The organism is Bradyrhizobium sp. UFLA01-814, from assembly GCF_046718885.1.
GTDB lineage: Bacteria > Pseudomonadota > Alphaproteobacteria > Rhizobiales > Xanthobacteraceae > Bradyrhizobium > Bradyrhizobium elkanii.
In genome coordinates, this window is sequence record NZ_JAQOSR010000184.1 from 1 (window position 1) to 15,988 (window position 15,988).

Below are 15,988 nucleotides of genomic sequence, written 5' to 3' on the forward strand. Positions count from 1 at the left end.
GTCGTAGGGATCGCGCCGCTCATCGCGGCTTGGCCTGCGCCGCGTCGCGCAGGCCGTCGCTGGTGGCGCGCAACAGCGTCAGCAGCAGGCCGTTGAGCGGCGTCGACACGCCGTGCCGTTCGCCGGCCGCGACGATCGCGCCGGTGAGAGCGTCGGCTTCGAACGGGCGTCCCGCGACACGATCGAAATACATCGAGGTGCCGGCGTCGGGCGGATAGGTCAACAACGTCGCCAGCATCAGCGCGGCCTCGTCGGGCGCGAGCTGTGCGCCGTCGGCGCGGCCGACATTCGCGGCCTCCTCGAGGATGGCGCTGCACAGCGCCTTGACGTCCGCGCGGCGGAACACCGCCTGCCGCTGCAAGGTGAGCGCGGTGATCGGATTGGCGACCGCATTGAGCAGAAGCTTGCGCCACGCCAGCGTGGTGAAATCGGCGGAGCGCCGCACGCGCATCGCCGTGCCATCCAGCAGCGCTTCGAACGCGCGTCCGTCTGTATCATCGGCAACCGCGAATTCATGCTCGCCGGCACGACGGAAGCGGACGCGATCCGGCGCCAGCCGTTCGCCGTTGTAATAGACGATGGTCGGAACGACCGTGGCGGCGCCGACCAAAGGTGCCAGCCGCTCAGCGTGGCCGATACCGTTCTGCAGCACCGCGACACGCGTCCGCGGCCCGCACAGCCTCTGCAGCCAGGGCGCGCTCGATTCCGTGTCCTGCGCCTTGGTTGACAACAACACCCAGTCGACCGGCGTAGCCCCTGCCGGATCGGTGAGGGCGCGCAGCGGCACCTCCACCGTGCCTTCCGCCCGCTCGACCGTGAGGCGATCGAGCGGGCGCCGGACACAGGCGATCACGTCATGCTTGTCGACCGCCCGCAGCAGGCCGGTGATGATACCGCCGATGCTGCCGAGGCCGACGATGGCGATGGTTTTGCGGTCGGATTGTCCTGTCATGGCGTGACTCTGGGCTTTGCGGAGTGTGTTGCATTGGTTGGAAAGTGCAGGCCGCTCATGTGGCTTTCCGCCGCAGCCAACGAAGCCGCCGATCCGCGGTCTTCGCATCGCATCATCACACAATGACGCCAAGCCCGCAAAATTCGGATAGCAGGCCATCGGCAATTTCACCGGAGCCTGGCGCCGGATTGCGCTACACTCGCATCCATAAAATCAGCGCGGCCTCGGCCGAGAGGCCGGCACAGATGGGAGCATGCGCATGCAGTTCAGGGTTTCGCCGACATCGCTGCAGGACAGTTCGAGCGCCGAGGAATGGCAGGCGCGGGTCGATCTCGCGGCGGCGCATCGACTCGCCTACATCCACGGCTTTTCGGAAGGTATTTTCAACCATCTCACCCTCGTGGTGCCCGGCCGCACCGACCGCTACTACCAGATCCCGTTCGGCATGCACTGGTCGGAGGTGACAGCATCGTCCTTCATGGAGGTCGGCATCGACGATGCCGAGGTGAAGCGCGGCGAGGGTGAGGTCGAGCGCTCCTGCTATTGCATCCATGCGCCGATCCACAAGGCGTTGCCGCAGGCCAAGGCCGTGTTCCACACCCACATGCCGTATGCGAGCGCGCTGACGCGGCTCGAGGATCCGCGCATCAAGGAAATCGGGCAGACCGAGGTCGGGCTGTCGGAAGCGATTGCCTATGACGATCTCTACACCGGCCCCGCGCTCGATCCCGAGGAAGGCGCGCGGCTCGCCAGGGTGATCGGCAACAAGACCATCCTGTTCATGGCCAATCATGGCATCTCGACCGTCGGCGAAACGGTCGCCGATGCTTATGACCGGCTCTATTACATCGAACGCGCCGCGCAGGTGCAGATCTACGCGATGTGGACGCAGCAGCCGCTCAAGCAGTTGCCGCAGCATGTGGTGGAGAAGACCAAGCGCGATTTCCGCGACGACCATCTCTACAACGGCCCGTCCCCGGCGCAGCGGCATTTCGATGCGCTGAAGCGGATGCTGGATCGCAAGGAGCCGGACTACGCGACGTAAGGCTGGCAGGGAGCGCGCCGCAACCTCCGCCGTCGTCCCGGCGAAAGCCGGGACCCATAACCACAGGGTAATGTTGTCGAAGCCAGCTGTGGCCCCAGCTCGCTCAAGCACGATGAGTGGTGGTTATGGGTCCCGGGTCGCGCTTCGCTTGCCCGGGACGACGCCGGTGTTTACCTGCCCAGCTACTGGCTCGCCCACACCACGCGTGCGATCCACGCGACTTCCTCGGCATCGAGCATGCGGTCGGGGTGCTCCGGATTGAGCGATCCGAGTTCCAGCATCTTGGCGGTGCGGCGTCTCAATTCCTTCACCATCACCTCGCCGCCGGTGGTGCGCACCACCACGCGGTCGCCGCGGCGGATCGCGGTCGCGGGTGACACCACGATGATGTCACCTTCGCGATAGGCCGGTTTCATCGAGTCGCCCTCGATCTCCAGCGCATAGGCGTGCTCGTCGGTGGTTGCCGGTAGCGCGACTTCGTCCCAGCCCTTGCCGGCGGGAAAGCCGCTGTCGTCGAAATAGCCGCCGGCCCCGGCCTGCGCGAAGCCGATCAGCGGCACCGACTGTCCGCCGCGCGCGCCATCGCCGAGCAACTGCACGAAGGTCTCCATGCTGGCATTGCTCGCCGCCAGCGCCTTGGAGAGCGATTCGGTCGAGGGCCAGCGCTCGCGCCCGTCGCCGGTCACGCGCTTCGACTTGTTGAAGGTGGTGGGGTCGAGTCCGGACTGCTTGGCAAGGCCGGACGGCGACAGCCCGGCGCGTTCGGCGAGCCGGTCGAGCGCGGCCCAGACCTGCGCGTGGGTCAGCGGTCGGGTGGCTTTGGGCTGTTTGGCCATCGAGGGTATCCCGGATGGTAGGAATTATTGCCTGAAACTTGGCGTTTTCGCAAATCTGCCGGCCGATGTGTCCTGGCACCGCTTGAGTTGCGCCGCCGCCGCCGATACGGTCCCTCGCTCGCCAGATGGCGTCTGGGGCATTTCCCCTCAAATCCGGATAAAACCCCAAGAGACTCAAGGACAAAAGGGAAGGCCGGCCCGTGCCGATGATCTACAAAATCACCCCCGCTTCGGCCTGGCGCGAGGCCGAGCGGCAGGGCGTGTACCAGGGCAGTGCCGACGACAAACGCGACGGCTTCATCCATTTTTCCACCGCCTCCCAGGTGGCCGAGACCGCGCGCAAGCACTACCACGGGCAAACCGGCCTGTTCCTGGTCGCGGTCGATGCCGATGCGCTGGGCGATGCCCTGCGCTGGGAGCGGTCGCGCAATGGCGAGCTGTTCCCGCATCTTTATGGCGAACTCGACCTCGGCGCGGTCACCGAGATCCTCGACCTGCGCGCGCGCTCCGACGGTGGCCACGACGTTCCGGAGCTCAAGCCGTGATCCGTGCCTTCGACGCCTTCTCGCTGCCGCTGCTTCGTTGGTTCGATCCGGAGGATGCCCATCGCATGGCGATCCAGGGCTTGAAGCTGCTGCCGCCGATCCGGCAGCGGCCGGATGACCCCAAGCTCGCGGTGCGCGCCTTCGGACTCAACTTTCCAAACCCGATCGGCATGGCGGCGGGTTTCGACAAGAGCGCCGAGGTGCCCGACGCGCTGCTGCGGCTCGGCTTCGGCTTTGTCGAGATCGGCTCGGTGACGCCGAAGCCGCAAGGCGGCAATCCGCGGCCGCGGCTGTTTCGCCTCGAGCGCGACGAGGCCGTCATCAACCGCATGGGCTTCAACAATGACGGCGCGGAGGCCGTGCTGCGGCGGCTCGCCGCGCGCGCCAGCGCCGGCGGCATTATCGGGGTCAATGTCGGGGCCAACAAGGATTCGCCCGACCGCGCCGCCGATTATGTGAAGCTGATCGAGACCTTTGCGCCGGTCGCGAGCTATTTCACCGTCAACGTCTCCTCGCCGAACACGCCGGGCCTGCGCAATTTGCAGCAATCGGCAGCGCTCGACGATCTGCTGGCGCGGGTCATCGACACCCGCGAGCGCGTGCGCAAGAACGCCGGCGATTCGCCGGTCCTGCTCAAGATCGCGCCGGATCTGAGTCTGGCCGAACTCGACGATGTCGTGCACATCGCCCGCTCGCGGCGCGTCGACGGCATGATCGTCGCCAACACCACGCTGGCGCGGCCGTCGACCTTGCGCGAGGAGAATCGCGCCAAGGAGCAGGGCGGCCTGTCGGGCCGTCCGCTGTTCCGGCTGTCGACGCGGATGGTGGCCGAGACCTATGTCCGCGTCGAAGGCGCGTTTCCGTTGATCGGCGTCGGCGGCATCGATAGCGGCGGCGCCGCGCTGACCAAGATCCGCGCCGGGGCAAGCCTGATCCAGCTCTATTCCTCGCTGGTCTACAAGGGCCTCGGCCTCGTCGACGACATCAAGCGCGATCTGTCCTCGACCCTGCTGCGCACCGGCCGCGATTCGCTGTCGGAAATCGTCGGCGCCGATGCTGCGACGATTACAGCCGAGGACTGGCCGGTGAGGTAGGTGCGTGTAGCCCGGATGAAGCGAAATCCGGCTGCGCTCTAACCTCCCCTTGAAAAGGGGAGGTCGCTTTGCTCGCCAGAGCAAAGCGGGTGGGGATCAGCTCTCTCCATGAGCTGCGTCGCCTGCGGCTGACCCCCATCCCGACCTTCCCCCTTTCAGGGGGAAGGGGAAGAGAACTTCGTAGCCCGGATGAAGCGAAGCGCAATCCGGGACAGTCTTCCCGCGGCATAGGTCCCCGGATTTCGCTTCGCTGCATCCGGGCTACGGACTTACGCCGTCTTGAACGTCTTCCTGAGCAGTGCCGGATAGCGCAGGCCTTGCAGGCCGCCGCGCGCGACGTAGAAGCCGAGCAGCGCGATCCATAGGCCGGTGTTGCCGAACGAGCTGAGCGCCCACCAGGTGGCGAGGAAGATCGCGAGCGAGGCCAGCATCAGATTGCGCATCTCGCGCGCCCAGGTGGCGCCGACATAGATGCCGTCGAAGCCGAACGCGAATACGCCGGGCAGGGGCGCCAGGATCACGAACGGCAGGAACTCGCGGGCATAGCGGCGCACGTCGTCGCTGGTCGTCATCAGATTGATCAGCGCCGGTCCGAACAGCGCGAACAGCACTGACACCACCAGCGCAAAGCCGATGCCCCACAGCAGCACCAACCGGGTCGAATCGGAAAAGCCGCGTGCGTCGCGCGCGCCGAATGCGCGGCCGCACAGCTGCTGGGCGGCATTGGCGAGGCCGTCGAGGAAGAAGGCGCTGACCAGCAGGAAATTGTTCAGCACCGAATTCGCCGCCAGCGTCACGTCGCCCTCGCGCGCGCCCTTGGCGGTGAAAAAAAGGAACACGACGATCAGCGCCGCGGTGCGGACCATGATGTCGCGATTGACCGCCAGCATGCGCATCAGCTTGGCGCGGTCGAACAGCGTGGCCGCGGGAACGGCAAAGCCGCCTTGCGAGATCCGCCACGCCACGACGATGCCGACGGCAAAGCCCGCGGTCTCGGCGAGCACGGCGGCGATCGCGGCACCGGCAATGCCGGCGCCGTAGACCTGCACCAGCAGCACGGTCGCGGCCATGTTGATCAGGTTGATCACGATCTGCAGCGCCAGCGCCAGATTGGCGCGGGCCTGGCCGACCAGCCAGCCCAGGATGACGTAATTGGCGAGCGCCAGCGGCGCCGACCAGATCCGGATCATGAAATAGCTCTTGGCCGCGCGGGTGACGCCCTCGCTGCCGCCCATCAGCTGGAACGTGACCGCGGCGAGCGGCACCTGCAGCGCGATCAGCGCCGCGCCGATCAGGCCGGCGACGATGAAGCCGCGCACCAGGATCGCGGCATATTCCTTGATCTCGCCGGCGCCCTGCGCCTGCGCGGTGAAGGCCAGCGTGCTCATGCGCAGGAAGGCGAACAGCCAGAACAGGCAGTCGAATATCACCGAGGCCATCGCCACCCCGCCGAGCAGCGCGGCGTCGTCGAGCCGGCCGATCGCGGTGGTCGAGACGATGCCGATCAGCGGCGTGGTCAGGTTGGCGACCATCGCGGGGCCGGCGATGGCAAACACCTGGCGCGTCGTGATCTTCGGGTGGACGGGTGCGTGCATGGCTACAATTGCAAGGAATATCCGTTTCTATCGCGACATCCGTCGCGCGACCATGCCGGAATTGTTCTCAGAGCAATGCGATGGCGGAGGGGCAGCGGGCAAGGCATTGCATGCTCAGAGCACCACGACCATGCCGTCGCTCGCCGCCGTGTAGGGCAGGTCATCGATGCGGCCGAGCATGTCGTCGCTCATATGGGTCAGCACCACGCGCTTGGCGTTGATGGCGGGCAAATGCGCTTCCAGTGTCTTCAGGCTGAGATGGTTCTTGACCATTTTGTCGTACATGTAGGCTTCGGCGATGAAGAGGTCGGCGTCCTGCGCCGCCGGGATCAGCGCGTCGGTCCATTCTGTGTCGGCGCTGTAGCTGATGATGCGGCCTTCCGCCCCGACGCGATAGGCGAGGAACGGCCCGCCGGATTCGCCATGCACGACAGGGTAGGGCGTCACGGTCACCTCGCCGAAGCTGCGCGTTTCGCGCGGCGCGAGCGTGACGACGGACAGATCGAAGCGTTGTTTGGTTTTGGAGGAATGCTCGAACATCACCTCCATCACCGCTGGCAGTTTCGTCTCGATGCCTTGCGGCCCGGCAATCACCAGCGGCCGGGTGCGGCGGGAGAATTGCGCGTCGAGCAGGAAGAACGGCAGGCCGGCAAAATGATCGCCGTGGAAATGCGTGATCAGGATCAGGTCGATTGCGTCGCGTTCGATCTCGAGCCGCTTCATCGCCGGCAGCGACGAGGCGCCGCAATCGATCAGGAAATTGCTGCGCGCACCGCTGACGTGGAAACAGGTGTTGAAGCGGCCGCCGGAGCCGAATGCATCGCCGCAACCGACAAATCGCAATTGCATCGGCTGCGCACTCTCCCTGGGATCAGCGGCCGCGCGGCGCGCCGAACAGCCGCGACAACAGCCAGATCGGGATCACGATGACAGCGCCGAGCAGGAAGTAGCGCCAGGCCCAGCTGATCGCGTCGAAGCCGAAATCCCAGATGCTCTGGAACAGCCTGCGGATGCTGTAGAGGATGTTCCACGGATCGAGGCCGATCGCGGCGAGCACGACACCGACCAGAATCGACAGCAGAATCAACCGGAACGCCACGGAGAGCGGCGATCCGCCGAGAAAGCGGTACAGGCCGTCACTCCGGCCGGCCGGCAAGTCCCGGATGTCGTTTGGCATTGTTGTCTCCCGCGGAATCGCCCGCATTATAGGTCACGGCGGTGCACATGGGAAACCCGCGCACTGCGATCAATGGCTGCCATGCGCGCTTCGGATTTAACTTCCTGTCATGGAGATTAACATCCGTTCAAGCGTCTCCAGCCGGTCGGCTTCGCGCGGCGGCTTGTCCCAGCGCAGGCGGCTGATCCGGGGGAAGCGCATCGCGACGCCGGACTTGTGACGCGGCGAGCGCTGCAAGCCCTCGAATGCGACCTCCAGCACCAGTCCCTGATCCGGCTCGTGCACGACATGCCGGACGGGACCGAACTTCTCGGTGGTGTTGCGGCGGACGAAGCGATCGATCTGCAGCAGCTCCTCGTCGGTGAAGCCGAAATAGGCCTTGCCGACCGGCACCAGCTCGTCGCCGGCATCGCCGCGGGTCCAGACGCCGAACGTATAGTCGGAGTAATAGGACGAGCGCTTGCCGTGGCCGCGCTGGGCATACATCAGCACGGCGTCGATGATGTGCGGATCACGCTTCCACTTCCACCACGGACCTTTCGGCCGTCCGGGCAGATAGGGCGCGTCGCGCCGCTTCAGCATCACGCCTTCGACCGCGTCGGCATCGTCGCCGGCGCCCGCACTCTTGGGATCGGCGCGCGCCGCGGCCAGCTCTTCCCAGCTCGCGAACGGGACGGTTGGCGACAGATCGATGCGCGGATCATTCAGCCTGGCGACGAAGGCTTCGAGATGCGCGCGGCGTTCGGTGAAGGGCAGCTCGCGCAAATCGTTCTCGTCGTCGCCGAGCAGGTCGTAGGCGCGCAGATGGATCGGAAATTCCTTGATCAGCTTCGGCGAAACGACCTTGCGGTTCAGTCGCTGCTGCAACACGTTGAAGGTCTGCACGCGGCCGTCGCGCAGCACCAGCAACTCGCCGTCGATCGCGAATGAAGCATGATGCCGAAAAGTGTTAAGCGGTTTTCGGGAGTCATCATGCTTCAAATCTAGAGTATCTTGCAGATGCAGCGACGGCATGAGGTCGGGGAAGCTGCCGGTGATATCCTCGCCGGTGCGCGAATAGAGCCGCGCCTGGACGTGGCCGCGCGCATCGCGGCCGGACACCGCCTGCACCCGGATGCCGTCCCATTTCCATTCCGCGCTGAAATCGGCGGCGTCGAGATTGGCGAAATCGCTATCCTCGATCGCATGCGCCAGCATCACCGGGCGGAACGGCGCAGGGTCGCGGTTGACCGGCTTGTCGCCGCGGCCCTCGAGCCAGGCGAACAGGTCGAGATAGGGCGGCGACAGGCCCGGCCACATCAGCTCGATCTCGTGCGCGTCTTTGTCGCCGAGCGCCGCCGCCGCGGTCTTCGCCAGCCGCGCCGAGATCCCGATCCGCATCGCGCCGGTGACGAGCTTCAACAGCGCCCAGCGCCCGGTCTCGTCGAGCTCGTCCAGCCAGCGCGCCAGCTGCGCCGGCAACTCGGCCTTGCCGAGCGTGCGCAGCGTGGTGACGACGTCGGCCAGCGTCGGAGGAGGCGGGTTGTTATGGGTGCGGAGAATCTCACTGCTATCGCGCCCGCGGTACCCCTCTCCCCAACCCTCCCCCGCAAGGGGGGAGGGAGCCTGCCCACCGATGCGTCCCTCACTGACGTCAATTCCTTCAACATCGCCGTGAGGTGAGCAGGACGGTTGGGCTCCCTCCCCCCTTGCGGGGGAGGGGTGGGGAGAGGGGTGGCCCAGCAAAGACTCGGCGCAATTTGCTCCAGCCTTCGGCCACATCAGCGCGACCGTCTCCGAAAGATCGCCGACGTAATCATAGGAGTAGCCGAACAGCACCGGGTCGGCGCGTTCGGTGATCAGGTCGCGGATCAGGCCCGGCTTGGCGTGCTTGAACGACAGCGCGCCGGTCAGCGCCGCCAGCGCGTAGCCGCGGTCGGGGTCCTCGGTCTCGCGGAAATAGGCGACCAGCAGCTTGATCTTGTTGTTGCGGCCGGGCTCGTAGGCGAGGCGGTCGAGCAGCTCGGCAAAGCGGTTCATGTTTTTGCCTCGCCGGCGGGTTGGGCCTCGCCGGTCAGTGCGGCCGTCTCGCCTTCATCCTCGTCGCCATAGCCGACCAGATCGAGCGGCCGCGCGGCAAGGCCCTTGGTCTTGCACCAATGCACCAGCGCATCTTCCTGGCCGTGGGTGACCCAGATCTCGCCTGCACCAGTGGCCGCGATCGTCGCCGTCAGGCCATCCCAATCGGCATGATCTGATATCACCAGTGGCAGCTCGACACCGCCCTGCCGGGCTCGGGCGCGCACGCGCATCCAGCCCGAGGCGAATGCGGTGACCGGATCGGGGAAGCGACGCGTCCAGACATCGGACGTCGCGCTTGGCGGCGCCAGCGTAATGGTGCCGGCAAGCTCGGCTTTCTTCATGCCGCGCGCGGGCCGGAGCTCGCCGAGCGGAATGCCGCGCTCTTGATAGTAAGTGGTGATCTTCTCCATCGCGCCGTGCAGATAGATCGGCGCGTCGTAGCCGGCCTCGCGCAGCAGCGCGATCACGCGCTGTGCCTTGCCGAGCGAGTAGGCGCCGACCAGATGCGCGCGCTCCGGGAATAATTTGACCGACGCCAGCAGCTTGTTCACTTCGCCGGCGGCATCGCCATGGCGGAACACCGGCAATCCAAACGTCGCCTCCGATATGAAAACGTCGCAGGGCACCAGCTCGAACGGCGCGCAGGTCGGGTCGCGCGCATCCTTGTAGTCGCCGGAGGCGACGATGCGGGTGTCCTTGCAGGTGACCGATATCTGGGCGGAGCCCAGCACATGGCCGGCGGGATGAAACGTCACCGTGACGTCGCCGAGCCTGATCTCCCCGCCATACGCGATCGCCTGCACAGCGCCGGCGAAGTTCTCGCCATAGCGCAGCCGCATCATGTCGAGCGTTTCCTGGGTCGCGAGCACAGCGCCATGGCCCGCCCGCGCATGGTCGGAATGGCCATGGGTGATCAGCGCCCGCTCGACCGGCCTAACAGGATCGATGTGGAAGCCGCCGGGCTTGCAGCAAAGCCCGGCCGGGACGGGCATCAGGATGTCTTGCGGGCGCATCGTCCCTATATAGGCGCTCGATCCGCGATGTTTAGCCGGATCCGCGGGCTTGACCCGTGCATCCATCTCCGGAAAAAGTCCGTGCTTTGATGGATGGCCGGACCCGGCCGAGATTGGTTCCTTAAAGCGAATGGCCCGCCGCCTGTTTCTGTCCTCCGGCGACCTCGTCGCCGACCGCCGCTACGAGTTCGCGCGCGACCTGCAATTGAAGGGCGATCTGCCGGCTGCCGCCGAGCTGCTCGAACAGGCGATCGAGCTTGCGCCGAAATTCCCGTCAGCCTGGTACACGTTGGGCAAGATCCGCCTGGAGCTCGGCCAGCGCGAGGCCGCGATCGCAGCGTTCCGCGGCGCGCGCGACGCCGATCCCGAAGATTGTCATGGCGCCGGCCTGCACCTGATGCAGCTCGGCGTCGAGGCCGTCAGTGCGATGCCGCCGGGCTATGTGCAGACGCTGTTCGATCAATATGCGCCGCGCTTCGAGGCCGCGCTGGTCGGCGATCTCGGCTATCGCGGCCCGGCGCTACTGTTCAAGGCGGTGCTGTCGGTGCGTGCGGGCGCGAAGCAGCCGGCCTTCTTCAAGCGCGCGATCGATCTCGGCTGCGGCACCGGGCTGGCGGCCGGTGCATTCGCGCGTCATGTCGATCGCTTCATCGGCATCGACCTGTCGCCGCGCATGATCGACAAGGCGCGCGCCACCGGCCTCTATGCCGAGCTTGAGGTCGACGACATGTTGAAGGCCATTTCGGCCAAGCGCGAGGCCAGCGCCGAATTGATCCTCGCCGCCGATGCAATGGTCTATGTCGCCGATCTCGCGCCGGTGCTCGCCGAGGCCAGCCGCGTGCTGGTGGCGGGCGGCGTGCTCGCCTTCACGGCCGAGACGCATGACGGCGAAGGCGTCATCATCGGCGAGGGACTTCGCTACGCCCACAGCGCAGCCTATGTGCGCGCCTCCGTCGCCGCCGCGGGGCTGACGCTGGCCCAGCTCGACGATCTTTCGGCGCGCAATGAAGACAACATCCCGGCACCCGGACTCGTCGCCGTGGCCGTGAAGCCGGGACGCTTTTCACCCCCTCCCACAAGGGGAGAAGGGAAGAGAGCGCCGCCTCGCCCTCCAACTTGAGTCTACACGCTACGCATTTGCCGTGACGCGGCATTGCGCCGCAAAGCCGCGACTTCGCGCTTGCCCGGCGCAAGGCGGAATGCGAGAGCTTTTCGCCTCAGGGAGAGAAATAATGAAAAAACATACACGGCGCGAGTTTGGCGCCACTGCATTGTCTGTGATCGCCGCGTCCGTGCTGCCTGCGCCCTTCGTTTGGGCCGCAGACAAGAAGTACGATCCGGGTGCGAGCGATACCGAGATCAAGCTCGGCCAGACCGTGCCGCATTCCGGCCCCGGCTCGCTTTATGGTGTGCTGGGGCGCGTCGGCGAAGCCTATTTCCAGATGCTCAATGACAAGGGCGGCATCAACGGCCGCAAGGTGAAATTCCTCACCATGGACGATGCCTACAGCGCGCCGAAATGCGTCGAGGCGACGCGCCGTCTGGTTGAGCAGGAGGAGGTGCTGGCGCTCTATGGTTCGCTAGGCACCGCGCCGCAGACCTCCGTGCACAAATACCTCAATTCCAAGGGCGTTCCCCAACTGCTGTTGAACACCGGCGCCTCGAAGTGGAACGATCCGAAGAATTTCAAATGGACCATGGCGGGCCTGCCGCTCTATCCGACCGAGGCGCGCATCCTCGCCAAGCACGTCGTCAGCGTGAAGCCGAACGCCAAGGTCGGCATCCTCTACCAGAACGATGATTTCGGCCGCGACTTCCTGGGGCCGTTCAAGAAGGTGCTGGCCGATGCCGGCGGCAAGGCACAGGTGATCATGGAGCAGACCTATGATCTCACCGATCCGACGGTCGATTCGCAGCTCATCAATCTCTCGAAGTCGGGCGCCGACGTCTTCTACAACATCACCACCGGCAAGGCGACGTCGCAGTCGATCCGCAAGGTGACCGAGCTCGGCTGGAAGCCGCTGCAACTGCTGTCGGCGGGCTCGACCGGTCGCTCGATCCTGAGCGCCGCGGGCCTCGAGAACGCCAAGGACATCGTCGCGATCCGCTACAACAAGGAAGTCGGCGTTCCCCGCTACGAGAAGGATCCGGACGTGATCGCGTTCGAGGAGCTGCGCAAGAAGTACCTGCCGAACATCGACCCCGATAACACCATCGCCTTCGCCGGCTACGGCCAGGCGGCGACGATGGGCGAAATCCTGCGCCGCTGCGGCGACGACCTGACCCGCGCCAACGTGCTGAAGCACGCCACCACGCTCGCCGGTTTCCACTCGCCCTATTTCCTTGACGGCATCAATTACAGCTACACGCCCGACGACTACACGCCGATGAAGACGCTCTATGTCTCGATCTTCAACGGCAAGGATTGGGACCTCTCCGGCCAGCCAATGACGGAGTAGCGGCAGAGCACGCTGTTGCTTCACCTCGCCCCGCTTGCGGGGAGAGGCATAGGCCGCCTACGGCGGCCGTCCTCAAAGACGCCGAAGCAGAGCTTCGGCTATGTCGCATCCTGAGATGCGATCCGGGTGAGGGGGTACAGGTCTCACGGCACTCGCCGCTCGCGGAAGCAGCCCCTCACCCCAACCCTCTCCCCGTGAAGGACGGGGAGAGGGAGTCGAAGCGTCCTGTCGCTGGCCCTTGCCACCTGCCGCCATTTGCGTCCGCCCTCGACGAAACCGCCTGAACCACCTACCTCTTGGGCGTGTCGACGCTCGATCTCTTCTCCGTTCCGCCGTCGGAAACGGCCGATCTCCTGCCGCGCCGGTTTCGCGACTGGTTTGCCTCACGCGGCTGGTCGCCGCGCGAGCATCAGCTCGCGCTGCTGGCGAAAGCGCGGGAGGAACGCTCGGCGCTGCTGATCGCGCCCACGGGAGCGGGCAAGACGCTGGCGGGGTTCTTGCCGACGCTGGTGGAGTTATCGGGTGAAACACATGGTCGCCAGGATTCTCACCTCCCCCTGAAAGGGGGCGGTCGGCGCGCTCCGGCGCGCGCTAGCGCGGCCGAGCGCGACGGGTGGGGGTCAGCCGCGGGCAAGGAGCAAGCGGCTGACCCCCACCCCAACCCTCTCCCTTTCAGGGGGAGGGAGCCTGACGAGCTCACAAGCGGAGAGGCAGCAGCGTCGGCGAGATCGCGTCCGAATCTCATCTCCACCGGTCGCTCCGTTCGCCGCAGCGGCGGGCTGCACACGCTCTACATCTCGCCGCTGAAAGCGCTCGCGGTCGATATCGCGCGCAATCTGGAGACGCCGGTCGCCGAGATGGGGCTGCCGATCAGGATCGAGACCCGCACCGGCGACACGCCGGTGTCGCGGCGGCAGCGGCAGCGGCGCTATCCGCCGGATATCCTGCTCACCACGCCGGAGCAGCTGGCGCTGCTGCTGGCGTCCGACGACGCGCCGTTCCTGTTCTCTTCGCTGAAGCGCATCGTGCTCGACGAGCTGCATGCGCTCGTCACCTCCAAGCGCGGCGATCTATTGTCGCTCGGACTTGCGCGGCTCTGGACCATCGCGCCGCAGATACGTGCCATTGGCCTCTCGGCGACGGTCGCCGAGCCGGAGCAGCTCGCGCGTTTCCTGGTGCCGCAGCCGGGTGGCGAGAATGCGTCCGCCGACGTCGTCGCCGCCGGCGGCGCCGCGCCGCCGGTGGTCGAGATGCTCGACACCAGGGAGCGGCTGCCGTGGTCCGGCCACAGCGCGCGCCATGCGCTGCCCGAGGTCTACGAGCTGATCAAGCGCAACAAGACCACGCTGGTGTTTGTCAACACCCGCAGCCAGGCCGAGATGCTGTTCCAGGATCTCTGGCGCATGAATGACGACGGGCTGGCGATCGCGCTGCATCACGGCTCGCTCGACGTCGCGCAGCGCCGCAAGGTCGAGGACGCGATGGCCGCCGGAAAGCTGCGCGGCGTGGTCTGCACCTCCTCGCTCGATCTCGGTGTCGACTGGGGCGATGTCGATCTCGTCATCAATATCGGCGCGCCAAAAGGTTCGTCGCGGCTGATGCAGCGGATCGGCCGCGCCAACCACCGCTTCGACGAGGCTTCGCGCGCCGTGCTGGTGCCGGCCAACCGCTTCGAGGTGCTGGAATGCCGTGTCGCGATCGACGCGATCGCGGAGAATGCGCAGGACACGCCGCCGCTGCGCTCGGGCGCGCTCGACGTGCTGGCCCAGCACGTGCTCGGCTGCGCCTGCGGCAAGCCGTTTCTGTCCGATGAGCTTTACGCCGAGGTCCGGACCGCAGCGCCCTATGCATCGCTCGCACGCACCGATTTCGACGATGTCGTCGATTTCGTCGCCACCGGCGGCTACGCGCTGAAGACCTATGAGCGTTTCGCGCGCATCAAGCAGGACAAGCAGGGCCGCTGGCGCGTCACCAATCCCAAGGTGCGGCAGAGCTATCGCCTCAACGTCGGCACCATCGTCGAGGAGACCATGCTGAAGGTGCGGCTGGTGCGCTCGCGCGCCGGCGGCCAAGGAAAAAGTAGCGGATCGACCGGCGCGATCGCCCGCGGCGGCCGGATGCTCGGCGAGATCGAGGAGGTCTTCATCGAGGGCCTCGTGCCCGGCGACACTTTTGTCTTTGGCGGTGAGGTGGTGCGCTACGAGGCCTTGGTTGAAGACCAGGTCTATGTCTCCCGCGCCAACGATAAAGATGCAAAAGTGCCGTCCTATATGGGCGGCAAGTTCCCGCTCTCGACCTATCTCGCCGAACGGGTCCGCAAATTGCTCGACAACAGCCGGGCCTGGAACGGATTACCGGACCAGGTGCACGACTGGCTGTCGCTGCAGCGAAAATTCTCGCGTGTTCCGGCGGTGCGCGAGCTGCTGGTCGAGACCTTTCCGCGCGGCGGCAGCCATTATCTGGTCTGCTATCCCTTCGAGGGCCGGCTCGCGCATCAGACGCTCGGCATGCTGCTGACGCGCCGGCTGGAGCGCGCCCGCGCCCGTCCGCTCGGCTTCGTCGCCAACGAGTATGCGCTTGCGGTCTGGGGCGTCGGCGATCTCTCCTTCATGATCCGGCACGGCAAGCTCGATCTCAACGCGCTGTTCGATCCCGACATGCTCGGCGACGACCTCGAAGCATGGCTCGCGGAATCCGCGCTGATGAAGCGGACCTTCCGCAACTGCGCCATCATCTCCGGGCTGATTGCGCGCCGCTTCACCGACGAGGAGAAATCGCGCCGCCAGGTGCTGTTCTCGACCGACCTGATCTATGACGTTTTGCGAAAACATCAGGCCGATCACGTGCTGCTGCGTGCCGCGCGCGGCGATGCCGCCACGGGGCTGCTCGATCTTCGCCGCCTCAGCGACATGCTTTCGCGCATCCACGGCCGAATCACCCACAAGGATCTCGACCACGTTTCTCCGCTTGCCGTCCCCGCGCTGCTGGAAATCGGCCGCGAGTCAGTTTATGGCGAAGCATCCGACGAGCTCCTGGCCGAGGCGGCCGCGGAACTCGTGCGGGAGGCGACGACGTAATACTGGCACTGTGGGGAACAGGACGTGACGGCAAGCGCGCTAGCTTTGCGAGACGGTGACGACATGCGCGTTTCGAGGGTCACGGTGGCGGATGTCGGATTCGTGGCCGATTTCTCCGGCGCACTGTTTTGGGA

Annotated in this window: 13 protein-coding genes; 6 read left to right on the forward strand and 7 right to left on the reverse strand. The window is 66.0% G+C overall.

All coding sequences use genetic code 11. The features are described from left to right. Positions 1-19 precede the first annotated feature (19 nt). On the reverse strand, positions 20-952 hold the full coding sequence (locus tag PMN64_RS36240; protein ID WP_411784204.1) for a 2-dehydropantoate 2-reductase: 933 nt from the start codon (positions 950-952) through the stop codon (positions 20-22). 259 nt (positions 953-1,211) lie between these two features. Between PMN64_RS36240 and PMN64_RS36245 the strand changes: the two genes are divergently transcribed. After that, positions 1,212-1,997, forward strand: coding sequence for a class II aldolase/adducin family protein (locus PMN64_RS36245; protein WP_225642150.1), 786 nt, complete (start codon positions 1,212-1,214; stop codon positions 1,995-1,997). A gap of 182 nt (positions 1,998-2,179) precedes the next feature. Here PMN64_RS36245 and PMN64_RS36250 read toward each other — a convergent pair whose 3' ends face one another. Further along, positions 2,180-2,833: a helix-turn-helix transcriptional regulator gene (locus PMN64_RS36250; RefSeq protein ID WP_375763743.1), complete on the reverse strand. Its 654-nt coding sequence runs from the start codon at positions 2,831-2,833 to the stop codon at positions 2,180-2,182. 200 nt (positions 2,834-3,033) lie between these two features. Here PMN64_RS36250 and PMN64_RS36255 point away from each other — a divergent pair, with 200 nt between their 5' ends. Beyond that, a complete protein-coding gene (locus PMN64_RS36255; protein ID WP_304497496.1) occupies positions 3,034-3,378 on the forward strand; it encodes a DUF952 domain-containing protein in 345 nt (114 codons plus the stop codon). Beyond that, entirely contained in the window at positions 3,375-4,472 is a 1,098-nt protein-coding gene (locus PMN64_RS36260; protein WP_028339024.1) for a quinone-dependent dihydroorotate dehydrogenase, read from the forward strand. The genes PMN64_RS36255 and PMN64_RS36260 overlap by 4 nt, the downstream gene beginning before the upstream one ends. A 269-nt stretch (positions 4,473-4,741) precedes the next feature. Here the strand turns inward: PMN64_RS36260 and PMN64_RS36265 are convergent, their stop codons facing one another. The 5 genes from PMN64_RS36265 to PMN64_RS36285 all read right to left on the reverse strand — a co-directional run bounded on the left by PMN64_RS36265 (position 4,742) and on the right by PMN64_RS36285 (position 10,318). Next, complete coding sequence (locus PMN64_RS36265) at positions 4,742-6,067, reverse strand: MATE family efflux transporter (RefSeq protein WP_411784205.1); 1,326 nt, start codon at positions 6,065-6,067, stop codon at positions 4,742-4,744. Between the two features lie 114 nt (positions 6,068-6,181). Continuing rightward, entirely contained in the window at positions 6,182-6,916 is a 735-nt protein-coding gene (locus PMN64_RS36270) for an MBL fold metallo-hydrolase (RefSeq protein WP_411784207.1), read from the reverse strand. A 22-nt stretch (positions 6,917-6,938) separates the two neighbouring features. After that, positions 6,939-7,244, reverse strand: coding sequence for a DUF6460 domain-containing protein (locus tag PMN64_RS36275; protein ID WP_411784208.1), 306 nt, complete (start codon positions 7,242-7,244; stop codon positions 6,939-6,941). 96 nt (positions 7,245-7,340) lie between these two features. After that, the gene (locus tag PMN64_RS36280) at positions 7,341-9,263 is read right to left on the reverse strand and encodes an ATP-dependent DNA ligase (protein ID WP_411784209.1); all 1,923 of its coding nucleotides are present in this window, start codon (positions 9,261-9,263) and stop codon (positions 7,341-7,343) included. Next, a complete protein-coding gene (locus PMN64_RS36285; protein ID WP_411784210.1) occupies positions 9,260-10,318 on the reverse strand; it encodes a ligase-associated DNA damage response exonuclease in 1,059 nt (352 codons plus the stop codon). The genes PMN64_RS36280 and PMN64_RS36285 overlap by 4 nt, the downstream gene beginning before the upstream one ends. 130 nt (positions 10,319-10,448) lie before the next feature. Between PMN64_RS36285 and PMN64_RS36290 the strand changes: the two genes are divergently transcribed. The 3 genes from PMN64_RS36290 to PMN64_RS36300 all read left to right on the forward strand — a co-directional run bounded on the left by PMN64_RS36290 (position 10,449) and on the right by PMN64_RS36300 (position 15,854). After that, positions 10,449-11,438, forward strand: coding sequence for a methyltransferase domain-containing protein (locus tag PMN64_RS36290; RefSeq protein ID WP_411784211.1), 990 nt, complete (start codon positions 10,449-10,451; stop codon positions 11,436-11,438). A 112-nt stretch (positions 11,439-11,550) separates the two neighbouring features. Next, positions 11,551-12,777 carry an ABC transporter substrate-binding protein gene (locus PMN64_RS36295; RefSeq protein ID WP_411784212.1) on the forward strand — a complete coding sequence of 409 codons (1,227 nt, stop codon included), beginning with the start codon at positions 11,551-11,553 and terminating at the stop codon, positions 12,775-12,777. A gap of 302 nt (positions 12,778-13,079) precedes the next feature. After that, a complete protein-coding gene (locus tag PMN64_RS36300; protein ID WP_411784213.1) occupies positions 13,080-15,854 on the forward strand; it encodes a ligase-associated DNA damage response DEXH box helicase in 2,775 nt (924 codons plus the stop codon). Positions 15,855-15,988: the final 134 nt, after the last annotated feature.

Excerpts from the sequence above, each read along its gene's own strand:
- PMN64_RS36290 (WP_411784211.1), top strand. The coding sequence starts at position 10,449 with ATGGCCCGCCGCCTGTTTCTGTCCTCCGGCGACCTCGTCGCCGACCGC.
- PMN64_RS36295 (WP_411784212.1), top strand. The coding sequence starts at position 11,551 with ATGAAAAAACATACACGGCGCGAGTTTGGCGCCACTGCATTGTCTGTG.
- PMN64_RS36265 (WP_411784205.1), bottom strand. The coding sequence starts at position 6,067 with ATGCACGCACCCGTCCACCCGAAGATCACGACGCGCCAGGTGTTTGCC.
- PMN64_RS36250 (WP_375763743.1), bottom strand. The coding sequence starts at position 2,833 with ATGGCCAAACAGCCCAAAGCCACCCGACCGCTGACCCACGCGCAGGTC.
- PMN64_RS36280 (WP_411784209.1), bottom strand. The coding sequence starts at position 9,263 with ATGAACCGCTTTGCCGAGCTGCTCGACCGCCTCGCCTACGAGCCCGGC.
- PMN64_RS36240 (WP_411784204.1), bottom strand. The coding sequence starts at position 952 with ATGACAGGACAATCCGACCGCAAAACCATCGCCATCGTCGGCCTCGGC.
- PMN64_RS36285 (WP_411784210.1), bottom strand. The coding sequence starts at position 10,318 with ATGCGCCCGCAAGACATCCTGATGCCCGTCCCGGCCGGGCTTTGCTGC.
- PMN64_RS36270 (WP_411784207.1), bottom strand. The coding sequence starts at position 6,916 with ATGCAATTGCGATTTGTCGGTTGCGGCGATGCATTCGGCTCCGGCGGC.
- PMN64_RS36275 (WP_411784208.1), bottom strand. The coding sequence starts at position 7,244 with ATGCCAAACGACATCCGGGACTTGCCGGCCGGCCGGAGTGACGGCCTG.
- PMN64_RS36245 (WP_225642150.1), top strand. The coding sequence starts at position 1,212 with ATGCAGTTCAGGGTTTCGCCGACATCGCTGCAGGACAGTTCGAGCGCC.